The sequence below is a fragment of the Stenotrophomonas sp. NPDC077659 genome, from assembly GCF_050268705.1.
Classification (GTDB): Bacteria; Pseudomonadota; Gammaproteobacteria; order Xanthomonadales; family Xanthomonadaceae; genus Stenotrophomonas.
In genome coordinates, this window is the sequence record NZ_JBNNHG010000001.1 from 15,304 (window position 1) to 34,835 (window position 19,532).

General features: G+C 67.2%; 16 protein-coding genes. 5 read left to right on the plus strand and 11 right to left on the minus strand.

The window, feature by feature from the left end; translation table 11 throughout:
- Positions 1 to 46: 46 nt before the first annotated feature.
- A complete protein-coding gene (locus ACQKDV_RS00070; RefSeq protein ID WP_427781767.1) occupies positions 47 to 886 on the plus strand; it encodes an acid phosphatase in 840 nt (279 codons plus the stop codon).
- A gap of 148 nt (positions 887 to 1,034) precedes the next feature.
- Here the strand turns inward: ACQKDV_RS00070 and ACQKDV_RS00075 are convergent, their stop codons facing one another.
- Positions 1,035 to 3,302 (minus strand): TonB-dependent receptor, encoded by a 2,268-nt coding sequence (locus ACQKDV_RS00075; protein WP_427781768.1) that lies wholly within the window; start codon positions 3,300 to 3,302, stop codon positions 1,035 to 1,037.
- Positions 3,303 to 3,464: 162 nt separating this feature from the next.
- On the opposite strand from ACQKDV_RS00075, the gene ACQKDV_RS00080 reads away from it, so the two are divergent.
- Complete coding sequence (locus ACQKDV_RS00080) at positions 3,465 to 4,487, plus strand: TIGR00266 family protein (protein ID WP_427781769.1); 1,023 nt, start codon at positions 3,465 to 3,467, stop codon at positions 4,485 to 4,487.
- 132 nt (positions 4,488 to 4,619) lie between these two features.
- Positions 4,620 to 5,612 carry a patatin-like phospholipase family protein gene (locus ACQKDV_RS00085; RefSeq protein WP_427781770.1) on the plus strand — a complete coding sequence of 331 codons (993 nt, stop codon included), beginning with the start codon at positions 4,620 to 4,622 and terminating at the stop codon, positions 5,610 to 5,612.
- A gap of 14 nt (positions 5,613 to 5,626) precedes the next feature.
- Here ACQKDV_RS00085 and ACQKDV_RS00090 read toward each other — a convergent pair whose 3' ends face one another.
- Both ACQKDV_RS00090 and ACQKDV_RS00095 read right to left on the minus strand, forming a co-directional pair.
- Positions 5,627 to 7,624, minus strand: coding sequence for a hypothetical protein (locus ACQKDV_RS00090; RefSeq protein ID WP_427781771.1), 1,998 nt, complete (start codon positions 7,622 to 7,624; stop codon positions 5,627 to 5,629).
- An 87-nt stretch (positions 7,625 to 7,711) separates the two neighbouring features.
- On the minus strand, positions 7,712 to 8,194 hold the full coding sequence (locus ACQKDV_RS00095) for an Lrp/AsnC family transcriptional regulator (RefSeq protein ID WP_427781772.1): 483 nt from the start codon (positions 8,192 to 8,194) through the stop codon (positions 7,712 to 7,714).
- 123 nt (positions 8,195 to 8,317) lie between these two features.
- Between ACQKDV_RS00095 and phhA the strand changes: the two genes are divergently transcribed.
- Positions 8,318 to 9,211 carry a phenylalanine 4-monooxygenase gene (gene phhA / locus ACQKDV_RS00100; protein WP_427781773.1) on the plus strand — a complete coding sequence of 298 codons (894 nt, stop codon included), beginning with the start codon at positions 8,318 to 8,320 and terminating at the stop codon, positions 9,209 to 9,211.
- 29 nt (positions 9,212 to 9,240) lie between these two features.
- On the opposite strand, the gene ACQKDV_RS00105 is transcribed toward phhA, so the two are convergent.
- The gene (locus ACQKDV_RS00105; RefSeq protein ID WP_427781774.1) at positions 9,241 to 10,443 is read right to left on the minus strand and encodes a Fic family protein; all 1,203 of its coding nucleotides are present in this window, start codon (positions 10,441 to 10,443) and stop codon (positions 9,241 to 9,243) included.
- Positions 10,444 to 10,576: 133 nt separating this feature from the next.
- Here ACQKDV_RS00105 and ACQKDV_RS00110 point away from each other — a divergent pair, with 133 nt between their 5' ends.
- Positions 10,577 to 11,227 (plus strand): DMP19 family protein, encoded by a 651-nt coding sequence (locus ACQKDV_RS00110; protein ID WP_427781775.1) that lies wholly within the window; start codon positions 10,577 to 10,579, stop codon positions 11,225 to 11,227.
- A gap of 63 nt (positions 11,228 to 11,290) precedes the next feature.
- On the opposite strand, the gene ACQKDV_RS00115 is transcribed toward ACQKDV_RS00110, so the two are convergent.
- From ACQKDV_RS00115 to ACQKDV_RS00145, 7 genes are all read right to left on the minus strand, one after another.
- Positions 11,291 to 12,388 (minus strand): GDSL-type esterase/lipase family protein, encoded by a 1,098-nt coding sequence (locus ACQKDV_RS00115; RefSeq protein WP_427781776.1) that lies wholly within the window; start codon positions 12,386 to 12,388, stop codon positions 11,291 to 11,293.
- A gap of 93 nt (positions 12,389 to 12,481) precedes the next feature.
- The gene (gene kduD, locus ACQKDV_RS00120; RefSeq protein ID WP_324806103.1) at positions 12,482 to 13,237 is read right to left on the minus strand and encodes a 2-dehydro-3-deoxy-D-gluconate 5-dehydrogenase KduD; all 756 of its coding nucleotides are present in this window, start codon (positions 13,235 to 13,237) and stop codon (positions 12,482 to 12,484) included.
- 81 nt (positions 13,238 to 13,318) lie between these two features.
- A complete protein-coding gene (kduI, locus tag ACQKDV_RS00125) occupies positions 13,319 to 14,167 on the minus strand; it encodes a 5-dehydro-4-deoxy-D-glucuronate isomerase (RefSeq protein WP_427781777.1) in 849 nt (282 codons plus the stop codon).
- A gap of 221 nt (positions 14,168 to 14,388) precedes the next feature.
- The gene (locus ACQKDV_RS00130) at positions 14,389 to 15,447 is read right to left on the minus strand and encodes a LacI family DNA-binding transcriptional regulator (protein ID WP_427781778.1); all 1,059 of its coding nucleotides are present in this window, start codon (positions 15,445 to 15,447) and stop codon (positions 14,389 to 14,391) included.
- A gap of 38 nt (positions 15,448 to 15,485) precedes the next feature.
- Positions 15,486 to 17,060 carry a family 43 glycosylhydrolase gene (locus ACQKDV_RS00135; protein ID WP_427781779.1) on the minus strand — a complete coding sequence of 525 codons (1,575 nt, stop codon included), beginning with the start codon at positions 17,058 to 17,060 and terminating at the stop codon, positions 15,486 to 15,488.
- 40 nt (positions 17,061 to 17,100) lie between these two features.
- Complete coding sequence (pelA, locus tag ACQKDV_RS00140; protein ID WP_427781780.1) at positions 17,101 to 18,246, minus strand: pectate lyase; 1,146 nt, start codon at positions 18,244 to 18,246, stop codon at positions 17,101 to 17,103.
- Positions 18,246 to 19,529: a TRAP transporter large permease gene (locus ACQKDV_RS00145; RefSeq protein ID WP_427781781.1), complete on the minus strand. Its 1,284-nt coding sequence runs from the start codon at positions 19,527 to 19,529 to the stop codon at positions 18,246 to 18,248. Before ACQKDV_RS00145 ends, pelA begins: the two co-directional genes overlap by 1 nt.
- Positions 19,530 to 19,532: the final 3 nt, after the last annotated feature.

Genomic DNA, 19,532 nt, shown 5'->3' on the forward strand with positions numbered 1-19,532 from the left:
ACGGACTGCGATCATGGCCGCTGTGTTTCCTGTCCTGAGCCTGCCCATGTCCTTGCCCGCCCTCCCCGCCCGTGCCCTGCTCGGCCTGGCCGTCACCCTGTCGCTGGCCGGCTGCGCGACCACCGCCCCCCCGCCAACGGCGGTGGAAGCCTCTGTGACCACCAAGGCGGTGGGTTACCTGGACAAGGCGGCCGTGCCGGCCAGCATCGCTCTGGTGCCATCGCCACCGGCCACCGGTTCGGCCGGTTTCGCCCTGGACGAACAGGTCAGCCGCGAGGCCCGTGCCCTGCGCGGCACGCCGCGCTTCGCCCAGGCCAACCGCGATGCCGAACTCGGTTTCCCCGAAGGCGCCAACCAGTTCTCCTGCGCGGTGGATATCGACGTGGACGCGGTGAAGACCCCCGCCCTGTACCGCCTGCTGGAGCGCAGCCGCATCGATGCCAGCGCGGCCACCAAGGCAGCCAAGAACCAGTACCAGCGCCCGCGCCCGTTCATGGTCAACGGCGAGCCGACCTGCACGCCGGACGATGAAGCCGGGCTGCGCAAAAACGGCTCCTATCCGTCCGGCCACACCTCCATCGGCTGGGCCTGGGCGCTGATCCTGTCGGAGATCGCGCCGGACCGCGCCGATGCCATCCAGGCACGCGGCCGCAATTACGGCGAGAGCCGCCTGGTGTGCAACGTGCACTGGCAGAGCGACATCCTTGAAGGGCGCTTCATGGGCGCGGCTGCCGTTGCCCGCCTGCATGACAACGCGGCGTTCAACCAGGATCTGCTGGCGGCACGCAAAGAGATCGCCGCTGCACGCAAGGCCGGCCTGCATTCCAGCCGCGACTGCGCGGCCGAGGAAGCGGTGCTGAAGGTGCGACCGGAAAGCGCGCTGTAAGCGTCCGTAACGGATCAATCGTTGCCGGCCAGCGGCCGGCACTACCACGTGGGGTATGGGTAGCGCCGGGCCATGCCCGGCGGCCCTGGAAAGCAGAAGGGCCGGCAGTGCGCCGGCCCTTCTTCATTGCATCACGCCATCAACCACATCAGAACTTCGCGGTGAACTCGACGCCGAACGTGCGCGGCTCGTTGAGGAAGCCGGTCAGGTTGTTGAAGTCGATCGCGCCCACCACGCGGGTCTGGTTGGTCAGGTTGCGGCCGAACACGGCTACGTCGTACTGGCCGTAATCCCAGTTGTAACCCACGCGCAGGCCACCTTCCAGCGAGCTGCGGCTGCGGAACTCCGGCGACTCGTACAGGAAGAAGTTCACCGGGCTCTTGTAGGCCCAGTCGGTGTAGACGTAGATCTCGCTGGCGTCGTTCACCGGGAAGCCGGCACGCAGGGTCAGGTTGTGGATCCACTTCGGCGCCTGCGGCAGCGGGTTGCCGTTGACCAGCGCGTAGGTGCCGCCGTTGATGACGGTGGTCGGGTCGGTGATGGTGCAGCCACCGCCACAGATCGCCACCGCAAGGTTCTTGTCCTTGATTTCGGTGTCGTTGTAGCTGCTGCCCAGGGTCATCAGTACGTGGTCGGTCAGGTAGGCCTCGAAGTCCAGCTCGAAGCCTTGGCCAAGGGTCTTGTCGGCATTGAGCAGGGTGGCGGTGTTGTTGCTGCCACCCACGGCGATCAGCTGCTGGCCATCGACGTTGTAGCGGAACACGTTGAAGCCCAGGCGGGCGCGACGGTCGAACAGGTCGGCCTTGATGCCGGCTTCGTACGAGATCACCTTCTCTGAATCGGCCTGGGTGACGCCGCCGAAGGCCAGGCGGCCCTGGATCGACGGTGCACGGAAGCCCTTGGCCACGCGCGCATAGGCGTTGATGTTGTCGGTGATCTGGTAGACGCCGCTCAGGTCCCAGCTGACATCGTCGACATCGCTGTTGGCCAGGTACGGGCCACTGACCGGCGTGCCGCCCGGCACGGCCTGCAGCACGCTGGCGGTGAAGTCCTTCTTGTCCTGGGTGTAGCGCACGCCGGCACGCAGCTTGAAGCGGTCGGTCACGTCCAGGTCGCCGGAGGCGAACGCGGCCCAGGCCTTGTTGCGCTGGCTCTGCACGGCGTGGCCGGTCTGCGGGTTGCCCGGCGTCAGCGAATCGTAGTTGAAGCTGTCGATGGTCACGTCTTCATCGAAGTAGAAGACGCCGGCCTGCCAATCGAAGCGGCCCCACTCGTTGGATTCGACGCGGAATTCCTGCGTCCACTGGCGGTGGTGCGGCAGGCCGTCAGCCGATTCGGACGGGAACGGAATGTTGCCCGGGCCGTAGTTGCCCGCGCCCAGGAACGAGGCGCCGTAGCCACCATCGACGTCGCCGTGGTTCAGCGATTCGGCGGTTTCATAGCCGGTGATCGAGTGCAGGGTGACGCGGCCCAGATCCCACTTGATGCGTGCGCTTCCGCCCCAGGTTTCCAGGTTGGAGAAGTTCAGGCCATCGGTGGAAACCTTGTCGCGGTCGAAGTTCTCGACCAGCGCGTTGCTGCCGGGCTGGATGATGTTGGCGCGGAACAGGCGGGCAGTGCCGTTGAGCTTGCGCTTGTGCAGGTTGAACAGCGCTTCGACGTCATCGCCTTCGTACAGGAACTGCACGCGGCCAGCGGCTTCGTCATAGCCTTCAAAGCCCGAGCTGGGCGCGTTGGCAACCGTGTTGTCCACGTAGTTGTCGCGGCGCTGGTACAGCGCCGACACGCGGGCCGACCAGCGGCTGGTCAGCGGGCCGCCGTAGGCACCCTGCACGTTCCAGGTGTCATAGCTGCCGTAGGAGACCTTCATGTAGCCATCGGCGTCCTGCGACGGGCGGGCCGAATCGAACTTCACCACGCCAGCCGGGGTGTTGCGGCCGAACAGCGTGCCCTGCGGGCCGCGCAGCACTTCCACGCCAGCCAGATCGAACAGCGGGAAGCCCTTCAGCAGCGGGCTTTCCTGCACCACGTCGTCATACACCAGCGACACCGGCTGCGACGCGTTGAGATCGAAATCGGTGTTGCCCAGGCCGCGGATGTAGAAGCGCGGGAAGGCACGGCCGTAGGACGATTCGATGTTCAGGCTGGGCACGCGCGCGGACAGGAAGCGGATGTCATCGCCGGCAGAGCCGAGCACATCCAGCTTCTCGCCCTGGATCGCGGTGATCGCGACCGGCACGTCCTTGGCGTTCTCGACGCGGCGCTGCGCGGTGACCTGGAGGGCGTCAAGGGCAACCGGATCCTTGGCAGCGGGGGTTTCCTGGGCGGCTGCTACCAGCGGCAGCAGGGCGGAAAGAGCGGCAGCGAGGGGACGCGCGACCGGAAATCGGCCACGGGAAGTGCGGGTCGGAGACATGGCGGTAGGCTGTGTTTGGAGGGGTGGTAAAACGGCGCTACCAGATAATTGTTGCAATACAGCACGCACGCCGCAAATGCCGATCATTCATGCCGCCCTTCCAGCAGGGCCACGTGCGTGCCGCTAGACTCTGGTTCTTCCCCTTGCAACGGACCTGCTGTGATGACCCAGTGGTACTTCCATGCTGCCGGCCAGGCCGAGCGCATCGGCCCGCTCGATGAAGACGCCGCGCGTCATTTTGCACGGGACAATCCACGCGCACTTGCGTGGTGCCAGGGCATGGGCGGGTGGACACCCGTGTCCGAAGTGGCTGCATTGCAGGGTGCCGTGGCCCCGGCGGTGCCCTCCACGGCACCGCCTGCCCCGCCCGCTGCCGCAGCCATGCCGACCATCAACAGCGGCGGCGGCCACGGCGATCCCATCGATTTCCGCATCGTCGGCCATGAAATGCAGTTCGTGGAAATCGGCCTTGACCCGGGCGAAAGCGCGATCGCCGAGGCTGGCGCGCTGATGTTCAAGGAATCAACGGTGCAGATGGACACCGTGTTCGGCGACGGCTCGCAGGCCAGCAGCGGCTTCATGGGCAAGGTGATGGCCGCCGGCCGCCGGGTGGTGACCGGCGAGAGCCTGTTCGCCACCGTCTACACCCAGACCGGCACGGGCCGCGGCAAGGTGGCCTTCGCCGCGCCCTACCCCGGCACCGTGCTGCCGATGAAGCTGGACCAGCACGGCGGACGCCTGATCTGCCAGAAGGACAGCTTCCTGGCCGGCGCGCGCGGCGTACGCATCGGCGTGCAGTTCCAGCGCAGGATCATGACCGGCCTGTTCGGCGGCGAGGGCTTCATCATGCAGAAGCTGGAAGGCGACGGCTGGGTCTTCATCCACGCCGGTGGCTGCGTGGTCGAACGCGAACTGGCTGCGGGCGAACGCCTGGACGTCGATACCGGCTGCGTGGTGGCCTACCACCCGACGGTGGAGATGGATGTGCGCCGCGTCAGCGGCATCAAGAGCATGGTATTCGGTGGCGAGGGCGTATTCCTGGCCACCCTGACCGGGCCGGGCAAGGTCTGGCTGCAGTCGCTGCCGTTCTCGCGCCTGGCCGGGCGCATGTGGATGGCGGCGCCGCAGGGCGGCGGCAAGCGCCGCGGCGAACGATCGTTCCTGGGCGGCGACAACGGGTTCTGAACGCTTGGTAGTGCCGGCCGCTGGCCGGTAAACTCACCTGGCTGCCGGCCAGCGGCCGGCACTACCCACGGATTTTGCAGCTTCGGTATGCTGGCGCCCTTTCCTGAATCCGGCGCCCCGAGCGCATTGCCGATGAGCCTGTTCCACCCCCGCGTACTACTGTCCGTCGCCCTGCTTGGCCTGCTGGCCGGTTGCGGTGGCGAGGAGGTCCGCCCCACGCCGCCGCAGCAGCCCACCGTGGTGCCGCAGGCCAAGCCTGTGAAGATCGGCATCGCCCTTGGCGGCGGTGCAGCCAAGGGGTTTGCCCACATCGGCGTCATCAAGATGCTGGAAGCCAACGGCTTCGAACCGGTGGTGGTGTCGGGCACCAGCGCCGGCAGCGTGGTAGGCGCGCTGTATGCCAGCGGCATGGATGCGTTCCAGATGCAGAGCAAGGCGGTGGCGCTGGATGAAGCCAGCATCCGCGACGTGCGCCTGTTCTCCGGCGGCCTGGTGCAGGGCCAGAAGCTGCAGGACTACGTCAACGAACAGGTGGCCAACCGCCCGGCCGAGAAGCTGAAGAAGCCCTTCGCCGCGGTCGCCACCCAGCTTGAAACCGGCGAACGCGCGATCTTCGTGCGCGGCAACGTCGGCCAGGCCGTGCGCGCCTCCAGCAGCATTCCCGGTGTGTTCGAGCCGGTGAAGATCGGTGGGCGCAACTACATCGATGGCGGCGTGGTCAGCCCGGTGCCGGTCGATGCCGCGCGCCAGCTGGGCGCCGAGTTCGTCATCGCCGTGGATATTTCCAGCAAGGCCAGCGGCAAAGCGCCGACCGGCATGCTGGGCATCGTCAACCAGTCGATCGCGATCATGGGCCAACGCTTGGGCGAGCAGGAACTGGCCCGCGCCGACATCGTGATCCGGCCGAAGGTGCTGGACATCGGCGCTGCCGATTTCAGCCAGCGGGGCACCGCCATCCTCGAAGGCGAGAAGGCCGCGATGGCAGCAATGCCGCAGATCCGCGCGAAGATCCAGCAGTTGCAGAAGGCACGTGCCGCTGCACTGGCACCGGCCGCACCGGTGGTACCGAAGTGCGATGAACCCTCGCGCCTGGGCAAGCTGATGGGGCGCAAGGACAAGTGCTGAGCTGACGCCGGCGCCTAGCGCACGGGCCGGTAGCCACTGGCCTGCTGCCGCTCGCGCCGGCGTGCCTGCCGCGCCTGCTCCTGCAGCGCGGCGGTGTGCTGCAGCTGTTCCATGCCATCGACGGGTACGTGCAGCTGGCGCCGCGCGCGGGTCAATGCCAGGTACACCGCGCGCACCGGGTTGTGCCAGATGTGCGCGCCCTGCCCCGCACTGAAGCAACCGGGCGACAGCGAAACCACATCGAACTGCAGGTTCTTCGCGTGTTCGGCCAGGCACAGCACCACGCGCGTATCGGCAGGTGTGTCCTGGTCATCCAGCACCTGCAGCAGGGACTGCACCCGATCAGCGGAGGCGAACAGGTCCAGCAGCGCGCCCTGCCCGTGCCCGGCCTGCGTGGCCAGCAGCCGCTCCCATTCCTGCGCCGGTTGTCCGTCGCGGCGTCGCCAGGCATCCAGCGGCCGCTGCAGCGCGCCGCGCAGCGCGCGCAGCGAGGCCGGGAGCAGGTAGGGCCGCAGTCCGTGCGCGTGCAGCTGTGCGGCATCCACGGCCAGATCGACGACGTTGCCGTGGACGCGCAGACCTTCGCCTGGCACCTGTGACCAGTCGCGGTAGTGCAGCACGCCGGTAGCGCGGTCGGCCGCACCGACGAACGGGCCGCTGTCCTGGCCCAGTCCGTCCAGTGCCAACGCCTGGTTGACCAGGCCATCGACCTGGTTGCCCTGGCGCACCGACTGGTGCATTTCCAGCACTTTCGACGCGGCCCAGCGCGGCACCGTACCCGTCAGGCACTGGTGCGGGTCACCCAGGCTGACCACACCGGGTGCGTGCCCGGCCAGCAGCTGCTTCCACGACGGGCTCAGATCGTGTGCCTCGTCCACCAGCAGCATGCCCATGTCCTGCGGCGGGGTGACACCGCGCAGCGCCAGCCACTTGCCGATGTGCGCCGGGCTCAGGCTCAACAGCGCGCCGCGCTGCAGGTCGGCATCGAACATGCTGCGCCACACCTTCTCGGCTGCGGCCAGATAGGGCGCCACATCGAGCATCGCCGCCGGCACCGAGCGGTCGAAATGCTGGAACGCCATGCGTGGTGCGGACGAGGCACACCAGCGGTTGATGGCCTCGAAGGCGGTCAGCAGCACCTGTTCGGGGCTGCGCCCACCGATGCCCTGCAGGCCGATGCGGCCGGCGATCTCGCGCGGCGTGCGGGTGCTGCGCCGGTAGCTGGCGATGAAGCCGCCGGTCTGGCCACTGCGCGCGGCGTGCTGGGCCACGCGGTTGGCGAATTCGATCTGGGTCAGCAGGCGCACCGCGGTGCTGGCAGGCACCCGGGCGCGGAAGGCTTCGACCTGGCCACGCGACGGTGCGATGTAGGTGTAGCGGCCCGGCCGCGCGTCCATCAACGCAAGCACCAGATGGCCCTTGCCCGTACCGGCATAGCCATCAAGGTCGATCAGTTCATCGGGGTTGGCGGCGATCGCGCGCAGCACGCGGGCCTGCTCGGAGGTATACAGGCCATGGTGTTCGACCGCGCGCACGTCGCTGGCGACGGCCTGGTCCTGGTCGGCATCTTCACCGTCGCTGGCGAAGGTCGCCGGAAAGCGGATCCCATGTTCGGCCAAAGTTTCCTGGCAGGCCTGCTGCAATGCCAGGCCGGGATACGCACGCGGCGACTGCACGATGAAGTCCTGCAGAATTTGCGCCGGTGCCAGCAGCACGCCGTGGGCGGCCAGCGCGGCCAGCCACGCATCCCGTTCCAGCTGGCCACCGCCACCGCTGCCGGTCAACTGCGCGGCGGCGGCATCGTTGCCTGCGAACAACGCGCAGGCGTCGTGCAGCAGGCGCTCGATCTCGGCCGGCGCATGCAGGCGCGTGCGGCACAGCTGCGCGGCCATCAGCCCGGCCTGTTCCAGCGCGGTCTGCGGCGGCGTGCCGTGGGCGATGTAGCGCGCCAGCGACGTGCGCTGCAGCGGCAGGAAGGTGGTGGTAAGTACCGGGTGCTGGAGTTCGGACATGCCTGGAGCCGGAAAGAAGCGCTGCGGCGGGCGCAGGGCGGTGATGCTCGGCTACCCGACCGGCGCCGTCAAATCACGGCCAGCGGTCTATTCCAGCTGCGACAGCGGCAGCGCCTGGAAGCCCTTCACCGTGCGCAGCACGAAGCTGGAGTTGGCGTCGGCCACGCCACCGGCATTGAGCAGCTTGTCCAGCAGGAAGTGCGAGAAGTGCTCCAGGTCGCGCACGTAGACATGCAGCAGGTAGTCCATGTCGCCGGTCAGGGCGTGGCAGGCCACCACCTCATCCCAGCCCTGCACGCTGTCCACGAAATGGCCGATGGCGGCCTGGTCGTGCTTTTCCAGCTGCACGCGGACGAAGGCCTGCAGGCCCAGGCGCAGCTGGCGCGGTTCCAGGCGCGCCCCATAGCCGACGATCACCCCTTCGCTTTCCAGGCGCTGCAGACGGCGCAGGCAGGCCGACGGCGACAGATTCACCCGCGTCGCCAACTCCGCGTTGGTGGCGCGACCATCACGCTGGATCTCGGCCAACAGGCGTATATCCGTGCGATCGAACTGGACTTCTCCGGCCATTGCTGCCCCGCAACATGGTGAATACGCAAGGATATTGCGCCATACATGACATTCCGCGCAACGTTTGCAACCCTGTTGCGCGCGCCCTGCCCTAGCATCGTTGCATCCCTCAAAGGAGTTCCCATGGACCTCGCCCAGCCCCGCCGCGTCGAACACCAGCAGACCGACAAGGGCTACGTGCCGGTGTACACCACCGCGCTCGTCGAGCAGCCGTGGGACACCTATACCGGTGACGACCACGCCACCTGGAGCACGCTGTACCAGCGCCAGCGCGAACTGCTGGTCGGTCGCGCCTGCCAGGAATTCCTCGACGCGCAGGACGAGATGGGCATGAGCGCGCACATGATCCCGCGCTTCGACCAGCTCAACGAAGTGCTGGGTGCGGCCACCGGCTGGACCCTGGTGGGCGTGGAAGGCCTGCTGCCGGAACTGGATTTCTTCGACCATCTGGCCAACCGCCGCTTCCCGGTGACCTGGTGGATCCGGCGCCCGGACCAGATCGACTACATCGCCGAGCCGGACCTGTTCCACGATCTGTTCGGCCACGTACCGCTGCTGATGAACCCGGTGTTTGCCGACTACATGGAGGCGTACGGCCGCGGCGGCGTCAAAGCCCACGCCATCGGCCCGGACGCGCTGCAGAACCTCACGCGCCTGTACTGGTACACGGTGGAATTCGGCCTGATCGACACGCCCGAGGGCCTGCGCATCTACGGCGCCGGCATCGTCTCATCGAAGGGCGAATCGCTGTACTCGCTGGAATCGGCCGCGCCCAACCGCATCGGCTTCGACCTGCAGCGGATCATGCGTACGAAGTACCGCATCGACACGTTCCAGAAGACCTATTTCGTCATCGACAGCTTCGAACAGTTGATGCAGGCGACCTCGCCGGACTTCACCCCGATCTACGCCGCACTGGCCGACCAGGCACACCTGCCCGCCGGTGAGGTGCAGGACGACGACCGCGTGTTCCAGGCCGGTACCGGTGAGGGCTGGGCGGACGGCGGCGACGTCTGAGGCCACCCTCTGACCCCGAAGAATGCCGGTCAGCGCGGCCGCTCGTGAAGCGGCGCGGGTAGCTGATTGAGCCGCTGCAGGACCGCGTGCGCGTGATAGGTGCGCCCCCAGCGACGATCGTTGCCGGGGACAAGGATTCCCTCTGACTCAAGCGCGTAGATGCCCGTCAGGGCTGAGCGGTCAGATACCTCAAGCAGCGCAGCCACCTGGCCTGCGGTCACCACCGGATGGCCGACCAGCAGCGGCGGAAGGCGGCGTGCCACCGAATCGCGGCGATACCCCTGGAGTTGAATCTCCCACGCTGCCGTCAGCCGGGACATGTCATCGGCGATGGAAATCGCGTCATGGGCAGACTCCACCACGGCCTGGCACAACATATCCATCCACGGGCCCCACTCACCACGAAGCTGCACGATGTTGAGGGCATCGTAGTAGGCGGTTCTGTTGCGCAGCAAGGCGCCTGAGAGATAGAGCGGTGGGTGGTGTTCAGCGGCCAGGATCAAGGGCAGCAGCAGTCTTCCCGTGCGCCCATTGCCGTCCTTGTAGGGGTGGATGGTTTCAAACTGGGCATGGGCAATTGCGAGCTGCGCGATGATGTTGAGTTCGAACTGCTCTTCCTCGGCAGGCTCGTATTTCAACATGGCGTGCTCGAGTTCCCGCATTGCCTGGTCAATGCGATCGGGCGGCGACGGCACGAAGCGGGCATCTTCCGGTCGTCCGCCCAGAGCTCCGATGATGGCCTGCTCCTGGCGATAGCGGCCCTTTGGAAAATCGTCGGCGGCGTCCTGCATCAATACCGCGTGCAGTTGGTTCACCAGCGTGAGATCGAGTGCCTTGCGTCCATTGGCGCGCACGGCATCGAGGCCCAGTTGCAAGGCCTGCACGTAACGTTCGGTCACCACGACATCGGCTGGCAGACCATCCAGGCCGAGGGTGGCTTCAAACACCAGCAGTTCATCCAGGTTGGTCTGGGTTCCCTCGATCTGGGAGCTCTGGACGGCTTCACGCCGCGCCAGGGTCCGGGTGACCAGATCGGGGGCAGCCCATTGCCGCATTGCCTGGTCCAGGCGATCCAACGAGGCATTGGCCGCGATGAGGCGTTGCCGCGAACCCGCGTGCCCTTCGGGCAGTCTCCGAGGCGTCGGAGGGGGAGCCATGGCCAGCAGATTGGGCCGGCTTTCCACGGGAACGAGGTAAGCCTGCAAAGGCCCTGCAATGTCTGCCCGGCGCATCGCACATCTCCGCAGAGGTCAGTTTTCCTTCGAAAGCCTCCCACGCTTTTGAAGTTTAATCAAGTAAACTTCAAATATGGAGGGCACAATTGAAGTTTAGGGGCGCATCACCCGTCCCGCTATCCTGCACGGCATGACTGATGTGTTTGCCGCCCTGCGCGTTATCGACGTCGCCTTCGACGACGACTTCATACTGCTGACCCTGGCCGATGGCCGCCGCACCCGCCAGCCGCTGCGCTGGGCGCCCGCTCTGTTCCAAGCCACGCCTGAACAGCGCGCGCAGTGGGTGGCCACCGCCAATGGCCTGGGCGTGAACTGGCCCGCCCTGCTGCCACCGCGCGAAGAGGGCGTGGTCGACATCCCCAACCAGGTGTGGGACGACCGCTACGAGGCGGCGCTGACGCGCTTGCAGGCGGCCGCGTGGTCACTGGACGCGCTGTCCGACGAGGACCAGCAGCTGGTGGCGCTGTGGCGCATGGAAGCGGACATCAACAACGGCGGCTTCATGCAGTTCCTGTGCAACTGGGGTGACCCGACCTGCCAGCTGGCGCTGCGTGCGCTGCAGGCGATGGGCGCGGTGCAGATGCACGCGATCCTGGCCGGCATGCGCGGGCTGCTGGACCGGCTGGAGGACGACCCGCAGATCAAGCAGCTGCATGACCTGTACGGCGCGATGACCGAGGATGAGCAGGCCGCCCTGCACGCCTTCGACGAAGCCTATTTCGAGCGCCCGGACGACCTGGCGAGGTTGGGGCTGAAGCACTTCGGCCCGGAGCCGCTGTAAAGCCAAGCCGAGCATGGGCTCGGCTCTACACGGGTGGCGCGGATCTGTTCGGCTGCGTTTCAATCACCGCGGGTACGCCAGCAGCAGCACCAGATCCTCCTCACCCACCTGCTGCAGCGCATGCGTGCTGCCCGTGCGGGTCAGCAACGCATGGCCGGCGCGCACGTCATGCTGCGTTCCATCCAGTACGTAACTGCCCTGCCCGCTGACGATGTAATAGATCTCGTCCTTGTGCTGCGGGTGCAGGCCGATGCCGGCCCCCTTGTGCAGCACGCGCTTGCGCAGCACGAACGGCAGGTGGGCCGCGTCGGCGAAGAACGGGTACGCGGTCGTCGGCCCGCCGCCGCCATGCGGGCCCGGCTGCGTGCGTGCGACCGCATCCTCATGCACGACCTGCGAGGGCCGCGTGGTATTGGTGCCCTGCCCTGCATGCATCACATCGCAGTCGATGTCACGCACCAGTGCCGGTTGCAGCGCCGGCAGCAGCGGCACCGCCTCGCGCAGCACCAGGCAGGCCACCGCGTTGGCACCGGCCACACTGAAATGGGTACCGTCGGCCTTGTTCTGTTCCGGCACGAACAGGAAGTACGGGCGCGCGCCCTGCTCGCCCAGCGCGCGGATCCAGCGCATGCTGCGGTCATTGAGTTCGATCAGCGCGACGTGCTCACGCGCGGCCAGCTGCTGCATTGCCAGCGTGTAGCGCGCATGCGTATCCAGCAGTGAGCCGAAGTCGTACAGCAGCCGCGCCACGGGCGTGATCAACACCGGCGTGGCGCCCTTGTCGCGCGCCACCTGCACATAGCGCATCAGCAGGCGCGGATAGTCAGTATCCGGATCGGTATAGCGCGTGCGATCTTCGAACTTCGCATCGTTGTGGCCGAACTGGATCAGCAGCACATCACCACGGCGCAGCTCGCCGGCCACCGCATCCAGGCGCCCTTCGTCGATGAAGCTGCGCGTGCTGCGCCCGCCCTTGGCGTGGTTGCGCACGTCGAAACGGACCGGGTCGAGATAGCTCTGCAGCGCCTGGCCCCAGCCTGCCTGTGGCGCCCGTTCCGGACCATACTCGGCCGCCGTGGAATCGCCTGCGATGAACACCCGCACCGGCGCCGCCTGCGCGGTGGTGTAAGACAGCAGCAGCAACAGCAGGACGTGGCGCATGGCGTGGCCCCTGGTAGAGCCGAGCCATGCTCGGCTGCTTTTCGATCATCGCGCAGCAGCCGAGCATGGCTCGGCTCTACAGAACAGCTCGCGTCAGCGCGCCAGCCAACCACCATCAACCGGCAACACGGCGCCATTCACGTAATCCGACGCCGACGAGGCCAGGAACACCGCCGCACCCGCCAGATCATCAGGCGTCCCCCAGCGACCGGCTGGAATGCGGTCCAGGATCGACTGGTTGCGTGCTTCGTCGGCACGCAGCTGCGCGGTGTTGTCGGTGGCCATGTAGCCCGGCGCGATGGCGTTGATGTTCACGCCCTTGCCCGCCCATTCGTTGGCCAGCAGGCGGGTGATACCGGCGATACCGCTCTTGCTGGCGGTGTACGAGGGCACGCGGATGCCGCCCTGGAAGGACAGCATCGAGGCGATGTTGATGATCTTGCCGTGGCCCTGTTCGATGAAGTGGCGACCGGCCGCCTGCGAGATGAAGAACGCCGACTTGATGTTGACGTTCATCACGTCATCCCAGTCCTGCTCGCTGAAATCCACCGCATCGGCACGACGGATCAGGCCGGCGTTGTTGACCAGGATGTCCAGCCCACCCAGGCCTTCGATGGTTTCGCGCACCACGCGCGCCACCGGCTCGATGCTGATCAGGTTGGCCTCGATGGCCAGGCAGCGGCGGCCCAGCGCGGTGATCTTTTCGATGGTTTCGGTGGGCGGGGCGATGCCGGCCACGGCGACATCGGCGCCAGCGGCGGCCAGTGCCACGGCGATGCCCTGGCCCAGGCCGGTATTGCCACCGGTTACCAGAGCGACCTTGCCTTCCAGGCTGAAGGGATTAGCCATTGCGTATGCGTTCCTTGGTAGAGGCGAGCGGGGAGTGCGGTGACGGCCGCCGGCACGCGGTGCGCGGCGGCCGGGCAGGGCTTACTTGAGCTGGCAGATGTCCAGCACGTGCATGTCGGTGTAATCCAGGTTTTCGCCACCCATCGCCCAGATGAAGGCGTAATTGCTGGTGCCGGCACCCATGTGGATCGACCACGGCGGCGACACCACCGCTTCATTGTTCTGCATGACGATGTGGCGCTGCGCGTCCGGTTCGCCCATGAAGTGGTAGACGCGGTCGTTGGCGCCCAGGTCGAAGTAGAAATAGACCTCGCTGCGGCGGTCATGCAGGTGCGGCGGCATGGTGTTCCAGACGCTGCCCGGCTTGAGCACGGTCAGGCCCAGCAGCAGCTGCGAGGACTGGCAGGTGGCCGGCACGATGTACTGGTAGATGGTGCGCTCGTTGCTGGTTTCCAGCGCGCCGCGGTCCAGCGCCACCGCGTCCTTGATCGACAGCTGCTTGGTTTCGAAGCGCGCATGGGCCGGGGTGGAAGCCAGATAGAACTGCGCCGGGTTGGCGGCGTCCTGCGAAGCGAACACGACATCCTTGCTGCCCATCGCCACGTACAGGCCGTCCTTCGGCCCCAGCGTGTAGACGGTGCCATCGACGGTGATGGTGCCGGTGCCGCCGCCGACATTGATCACGCCCAGCTCGCGGCGCTCCAGGAACGGATGGCCGGCCGCCGAGGCCGGTTCGGTCTGCGCCGGCAGCGCCAGTGGGGCATCGACCGGGGCCGCGCCGCCCAGCACGAAGCGCTCGTAGTGGGTGTACTTCAGGGTTACCTGGCCGGCGTTGAACAGGCCGTCGAGCAGGTACAGCTCGCGCAGCTGGTCGTTGCTGGCGCCCTTGATGGCGTCGGGATGGGTGGCGTAGTGGGTCTTGCAGTACATGGCTTCTCCAGAGCAGGGGGCGGGCCGAAGGGTTCGGCCCCGGCGCGGTTCGTGGTTGATTCTAGCGGTGTTGGTAACCGGTGTCATTTTGCGCCGCACGATAGGGGGGACAGGGAGTCACGACCAACGGTCGTGACCCACCAACGGTGGTGACCTACCGGATTGAGGCCTGAAGGTGTCGCGACCAACGGTCGCGACCTACAGGACTGATGCCGCAGGCATCAGTCCTCTGGCGGCTGGCAGGAGTCGCGGACGATGAGGTGGGGGCGCACGCTGGCGATCTGCAGCGCGGCCTGGCTGTCGGGCTGGATCAGCATTGCCGCGGCGGTACGGCCGGTGTCGCGGGTGTGGCGGCGCACCGAGGTCAGCGACGGCCACAGGCGCGAGGCCAGTGGGCTGTCGTCGTAGCCGACGATGGACAGCTGGCGCGGGATGTTGATGCCCGCACGCAGCGCCACCTTGTAGATGCCGGCAGCCATTTCATCGTTGCCGGTGAAGATGGCGGTGGGCCGGCGCTTGCCCAGCAGCAGCTTCTCGGCGGCGGCAACGCCGGATTCGAAGGTGTAGCCGGCTTCGATGATGCGGTCCTTGGGCAGCTCGATGCCACGCTGGGACAGCGCATCGATGAAGCCGGCGGTGCGCTCGTGCGCCGAACGGTAGGCGCTGGGGCCGGTCACCAGGGCAATCTCGCGGTGGCCCAGCGACAGCAGGTAGTCGGCCGCTTCGGCCGCACCGTCGCGGTCGTGGGTCACCACCATCTGCGAGCTGTCATCCAGCGGCAGCGCGGCCACGCGGGTGAAGCGGCAGCCGATCTCGTCCAGCATGTCGGCCAGCGCCTGGTCTTCGGACGCGCGCGGCACCAGGATCACCCCGTGCAGCTTCTGCTGCTGCACGAAGCGACGCACGCCGTCGATGTAGCCTGGGCTGCGGCTGTCGCAGGGGTGCACCACCAGCTCGAAGCTGGAACCGCGCAGCGCGTCCAGCGCGCCGTACTGCATGTCCACGATGTACTGGGCGGTCGGGTTGTCGTAGACCATGCCGATCAGGAAGGAGCGGCGGAAGGCCAGGCCACGGGCCAGCGGATCGGGCGTGTAACCGACCTCGCGCATCAGCGCCTCGACCTTGTCACGCGTGTCCTTGCGCACCAGGGGCGAGTTGTTGATGATCCGTGAAACCGTTTTCTTCGATACTCCCGACAGTCGCGCGATGTCGTTGATCGTGGCGGCCTTGCCCTTCGCCAATGCCGGCGTGGCGGCATCGTTCTTGTTGCGCACTGACATGTAGTGAACCCGGTAAGTCTGGGGATTCCAGCGCGCGCTCAGTCCAGCGCGCGATAGCGGAAGCTGCGGAAGGTTACCGCACCGTCGCCGGCCGCATACAGGGCCGGTTTCAGTGCCAGGAACTTGCCTGCCACATTGTGATGGTAACCGGACACTTCCATCTGAACCGGGTACTTCTCCCAGCGCTGGCCATCGGTGCTGGAGTGGATGGTCACGATGTGGCGGTTGTTGGTCACCCGCAGCCACAGCTTGCCGCCCTTTGCACTGGCCGCCAAGCGGGTGGGGCGCTCCTCGCCGTAGCGGTGCATGATGAACTTCTCGCCATTGCTGCCCACGCCCACGTACAGCCGTTCGCTGTAGAACAGCAGGGCGCCGCCCACCGCGCCCGGGGCGATGTCCATCTCCACCTCGAACTGGTAGGCCTTGTCGCCAGCGATGGCGGTCAGCGGCGAGGCATCGCGCGGTGTGCTGCCCTTGCCCTGCAGCACCAGCCCCTGGCCACTGAAGCCCAGCCGCCGGTATTCATCCTGGGCCGGGTTGAAGAACGACCACTGCGGGCCGAGCGCCGCACCGCGGAAGTCATCGGACAGGGGCATGCCATGGGCGCCGACCGATTCACCGGACGGCTTGCGCAGCGGCTGGCCGAGGTCGCCGCCCTTGGCCACGAACCAGCCGTCGTCGGTCCACTCGATCGGCTCCAGCAGGGCCTGCCGGCCCAGCGTCCAGTACCCGTTTTCATAGCCGTGGTACATCATCCACCAACGGCCGTCGGTACCTTCGATCACCGTGGCATGGCCGCGCGACCACCACGGTTCGGCCGCCGACTGCGTGCGCATGATCGGGTTGTTGGGCGCGTTCACCCACGGCCCATGGATCGAGCGCGACCGCGCGGTGATCACCATGTGCCCGGTCGGCGGGCCGGCAGTGCCGCCTACGGCGGTGGTCATGTAATACCAGCCATCGCGGAAGTGGATCTTCGGGCCTTCCTGCGCGTAGGACTCCACGTCCCAGCTTTCCGGGTATTTCCAGCCGTCATAGACATGCTTCGGGGTGCCGACCACGCTCAGGCCGTCATCGGCCAGCTGCACGTAGTCGCCGCCGCTGAGGAACAGGTAGCGCTTGCCGTCCTCGCCTACGGCATGGCCCGGGTCGATGTAGCCGCCCAGGCCGATGTCGATGGGCTCGCTCCAGGGGCCCTGGATGCTGTCGGCCCAGACCACGTAGTTGCTGCGGTGTTCGCCGGTGCGTGCCGGAAAGTAGATGTAGTAGCGGCCTTCGTGCTTGACGATGTCCGGCGCCCAGATCGCGCCCACGTTCTTCGTGATCGCATGGCCCAGCGGCTGCCAGTTCACCAGGTCGCGCGAGTGCCAGATCGGCAGGCCCGGGTAGGCATCGAACGAGGACAGGGTGAGGTAATAGTCCTGGCCGTCCTTCAGTACCGACGGGTCGGGGCGGTCACCGGCGAACACCGGGTTGAGGTAGGTACCGTCGCCCAGATCAGCCTGGCGCTGGTTCTCGATGCCGCGTTTCCACGGCGTCGCCGGCGTTTCGGCCAGGGCCAGCGCCGGGACCACCAGCAGCGCGGTGGCAGCAAGCAGGGATTTCAGAGTCATGCGGGACACCATCGGGTTCCTCCGTTGTGCGGATGCGGTATCAGGGAGCAGGGTGGCCGGTGCGCGCGCGCCAGGCCGGCGCGTCGCGGTCGAGCAGGGCCTGCGGCCAGGTGCCGTACCAGTGGTAGCCAGTGCGGCGCTCGCGGCCGACCTGGTCGTAGTTCTGCAGGCGTTCGCCCTGGCGGTTGGCCAGCACCACGCTGTTGTCGGCCAGGTCGTGGAAGCGGCCCCACAGCAGCGGCGCGGAAGGGTCGGCCAGCAGGCGGCGGTCGACCGTGCTGCGGTGGTGGGCGAACTGCTCGGGCGGTGCGTCGAAGGTCTGCAGGCGCAGGCCGTGCAGGGCGTTGGCCTGGAACCACGACAATGCGCCTTCGATGGCCTGCACCGTCTGCGGCGAGGGATCGGGAATGGACATCAGGTAACGCACCACGCCCACGCTTTCATCGGTCACCAGCGCGGCCAGTTCGAACTTCCGACCGGGCCCCGGCTGCAGCGTGATGGGATCGTACTGGCCGGCCCACAGTGTCGGCTGGCCGTGCTGGCGCACCTGCAGCCGCAGCAGGCAGGCATCGCCGCGCTGCACGGCCGCAGCCACCCGCGCACGGCGCGCAGCATCGACGAAGGCAAAGCGCGGTGCCGTCTGCACCTGGCGCAGGGTGGTCAGCACGCCGCTGGTGACATCGTCTGCAAAGGTGATGCGGTCATGGTAGCCGGTGCGCGCCGGCACCGAGTGCGGCCAGCCCCCACAGCGCTGGATCTGCTGGTCGAGGATGAAATCCAGCCCGCGCAGTGACGCATCGCGATAGCGGGTATCACCACTGAGGGTGAAGGCTTCGGCCAGATAGTCCACCTGGGTGTAGGTGGTGCGGTTGTCGAAGCTGCCGCCGGGCTCATCCTGCGCCTTGCGTGCGGCCTCACGGGCCGGCGCCTCCAGTATCCGCAGCGGGTCCTGGTTTACCGGCCAGCCGCCGGAACGGCGCTGCTGCAGCAGCAGGTTGTCGGCAATCTGCCGGTACTGCTGCGGTTGCAGCCGCGCGTAGCCGTCTGCATGGCCACTGCGCCAGTGGTTCACGCCATCGTTGAAGCTGCCCACCGGAATCGCGGGGGATGCCGGCGGCGGCGCGGCCTGGGCCGCCGAGGCGACCATGCACAGGCCCAGCAGCAGTGGCAGGGCGGGGCGGCGCATCACCCGCGCAGCGCCGCCGGCAGCCACAGCGACAGCTGCGGGAAGAAGGTGACGATCAGCAGCACCGCCAGCGCGGCGAACCAGAACGGCCAGATGGTGCGCATGCTCTGGCCCACGGTGATCTTGCCGATCGACGTACCGATGAACAGCACCGAGCCCACCGGCGGCGTTACCAGGCCGAGGCCACCGGTCAGCACCAGCACCAGGCCGAAGTGGATCGGATCGATGCCGTAGGCTTTTGCCACCGGCAGGAAGATCGGCGTGCAGATCAGGATCATCGGTGCCAGATCCATGAAGGTGCCCAGCAGCAGCAGCATCACCACGATCATCAGCAGCACCATGAACTGGCTGTGGGCGAAGGACTGCAGGAAGTCCACCGCCGCGGTGGGCACCTGCAGATAGGCCAGCAGCCAGCCGAACACCGCGGCGGTGGCGATGACGAACAGGATGACACCGGTGCTGCGCGCGGCATGGATGACGGTGTCGAAGAACTCGCGCCAGCGCAGCTGCCGGTACAGCACCGTGGTTACCAGCAGGGCGTAGACCACGGCGATGGCCGCGCTCTCGACCGCGGTGAAGATGCCCGCACGGATGCCGACGAAGATCAGCGCCACCAGGCCCAGGCCGGGCAGGGCGGAGACGATGCGCAGCAGCATCGCACGCCAACCGGGGAACACTTCCACGCCGTAGCCGCGACGCCGCGCCACGGCATAGCCGGTCAGCATCAGGGCGACGGTCATCAACAGGGCCGGCACGATGCCCGCAGCGAACAGGTCGGCGATGGACAGGCCACCACCGGCCGCCGCCGAGAACAGGATCAGGTTGTGCGAGGGCGGCACCAGCAACGCCACCAGCGCGGCGGTGATGCTGACGTTGACGGCGAAGTCGCGGTCATAACCGCGCTTGACCATCTGCGGGATCATCGTGCCACCGACTGCCGAGACATCGGCGATGGCCGAACCGGACACGCCACCGAAGAACAGCGACGACAGGATCGACACCTGGCCCAGGCCACCGCGCATGCGACCCACCAGCGAGGACGCCAGTGCGATCAGCCGCTCGGAGATGCCACCGCGCATCATGATCTCGCCGGCGAAGATGAACAGTGGAATGGCGATCAGCGACGCCGACCCGGTGCCGGCCGAGATCTGCTGCACCAGCACGATGCTGGGGATGTCCAGGTAGAGCAGGGTGGCCAGCGCGGCCGCAGCCAGTGCGTAGGCCACCGGCACGCCCAGCAGCAGCAGCACGGCGAATACGGAGAACAGAAGGGTGATGCCCATGGA

Coding starts and splice junctions, on each gene's coding strand:
- ACQKDV_RS00070 (WP_427781767.1), top strand. CDS start 47: ATGTCCTTGCCCGCCCTCCCCGCCCGTGCCCTGCTCGGCCTGGCCGTC.
- ACQKDV_RS00075 (WP_427781768.1), bottom strand. CDS start 3,302: ATGTCTCCGACCCGCACTTCCCGTGGCCGATTTCCGGTCGCGCGTCCC.
- ACQKDV_RS00080 (WP_427781769.1), top strand. CDS start 3,465: ATGACCCAGTGGTACTTCCATGCTGCCGGCCAGGCCGAGCGCATCGGC.
- ACQKDV_RS00085 (WP_427781770.1), top strand. CDS start 4,620: ATGAGCCTGTTCCACCCCCGCGTACTACTGTCCGTCGCCCTGCTTGGC.
- ACQKDV_RS00090 (WP_427781771.1), bottom strand. CDS start 7,624: ATGTCCGAACTCCAGCACCCGGTACTTACCACCACCTTCCTGCCGCTG.
- ACQKDV_RS00095 (WP_427781772.1), bottom strand. CDS start 8,194: ATGGCCGGAGAAGTCCAGTTCGATCGCACGGATATACGCCTGTTGGCC.
- phhA (WP_427781773.1), top strand. CDS start 8,318: ATGGACCTCGCCCAGCCCCGCCGCGTCGAACACCAGCAGACCGACAAG.
- ACQKDV_RS00105 (WP_427781774.1), bottom strand. CDS start 10,443: ATGCGCCGGGCAGACATTGCAGGGCCTTTGCAGGCTTACCTCGTTCCC.
- ACQKDV_RS00110 (WP_427781775.1), top strand. CDS start 10,577: ATGACTGATGTGTTTGCCGCCCTGCGCGTTATCGACGTCGCCTTCGAC.
- ACQKDV_RS00115 (WP_427781776.1), bottom strand. CDS start 12,388: ATGCGCCACGTCCTGCTGTTGCTGCTGCTGTCTTACACCACCGCGCAG.
- kduD (WP_324806103.1), bottom strand. CDS start 13,237: ATGGCTAATCCCTTCAGCCTGGAAGGCAAGGTCGCTCTGGTAACCGGT.
- kduI (WP_427781777.1), bottom strand. CDS start 14,167: ATGTACTGCAAGACCCACTACGCCACCCATCCCGACGCCATCAAGGGC.
- ACQKDV_RS00130 (WP_427781778.1), bottom strand. CDS start 15,447: ATGTCAGTGCGCAACAAGAACGATGCCGCCACGCCGGCATTGGCGAAG.
- ACQKDV_RS00135 (WP_427781779.1), bottom strand. CDS start 17,060: ATGACTCTGAAATCCCTGCTTGCTGCCACCGCGCTGCTGGTGGTCCCG.
- pelA (WP_427781780.1), bottom strand. CDS start 18,246: ATGCGCCGCCCCGCCCTGCCACTGCTGCTGGGCCTGTGCATGGTCGCC.
- ACQKDV_RS00145 (WP_427781781.1), bottom strand. CDS start 19,529: ATGGGCATCACCCTTCTGTTCTCCGTATTCGCCGTGCTGCTGCTGCTG.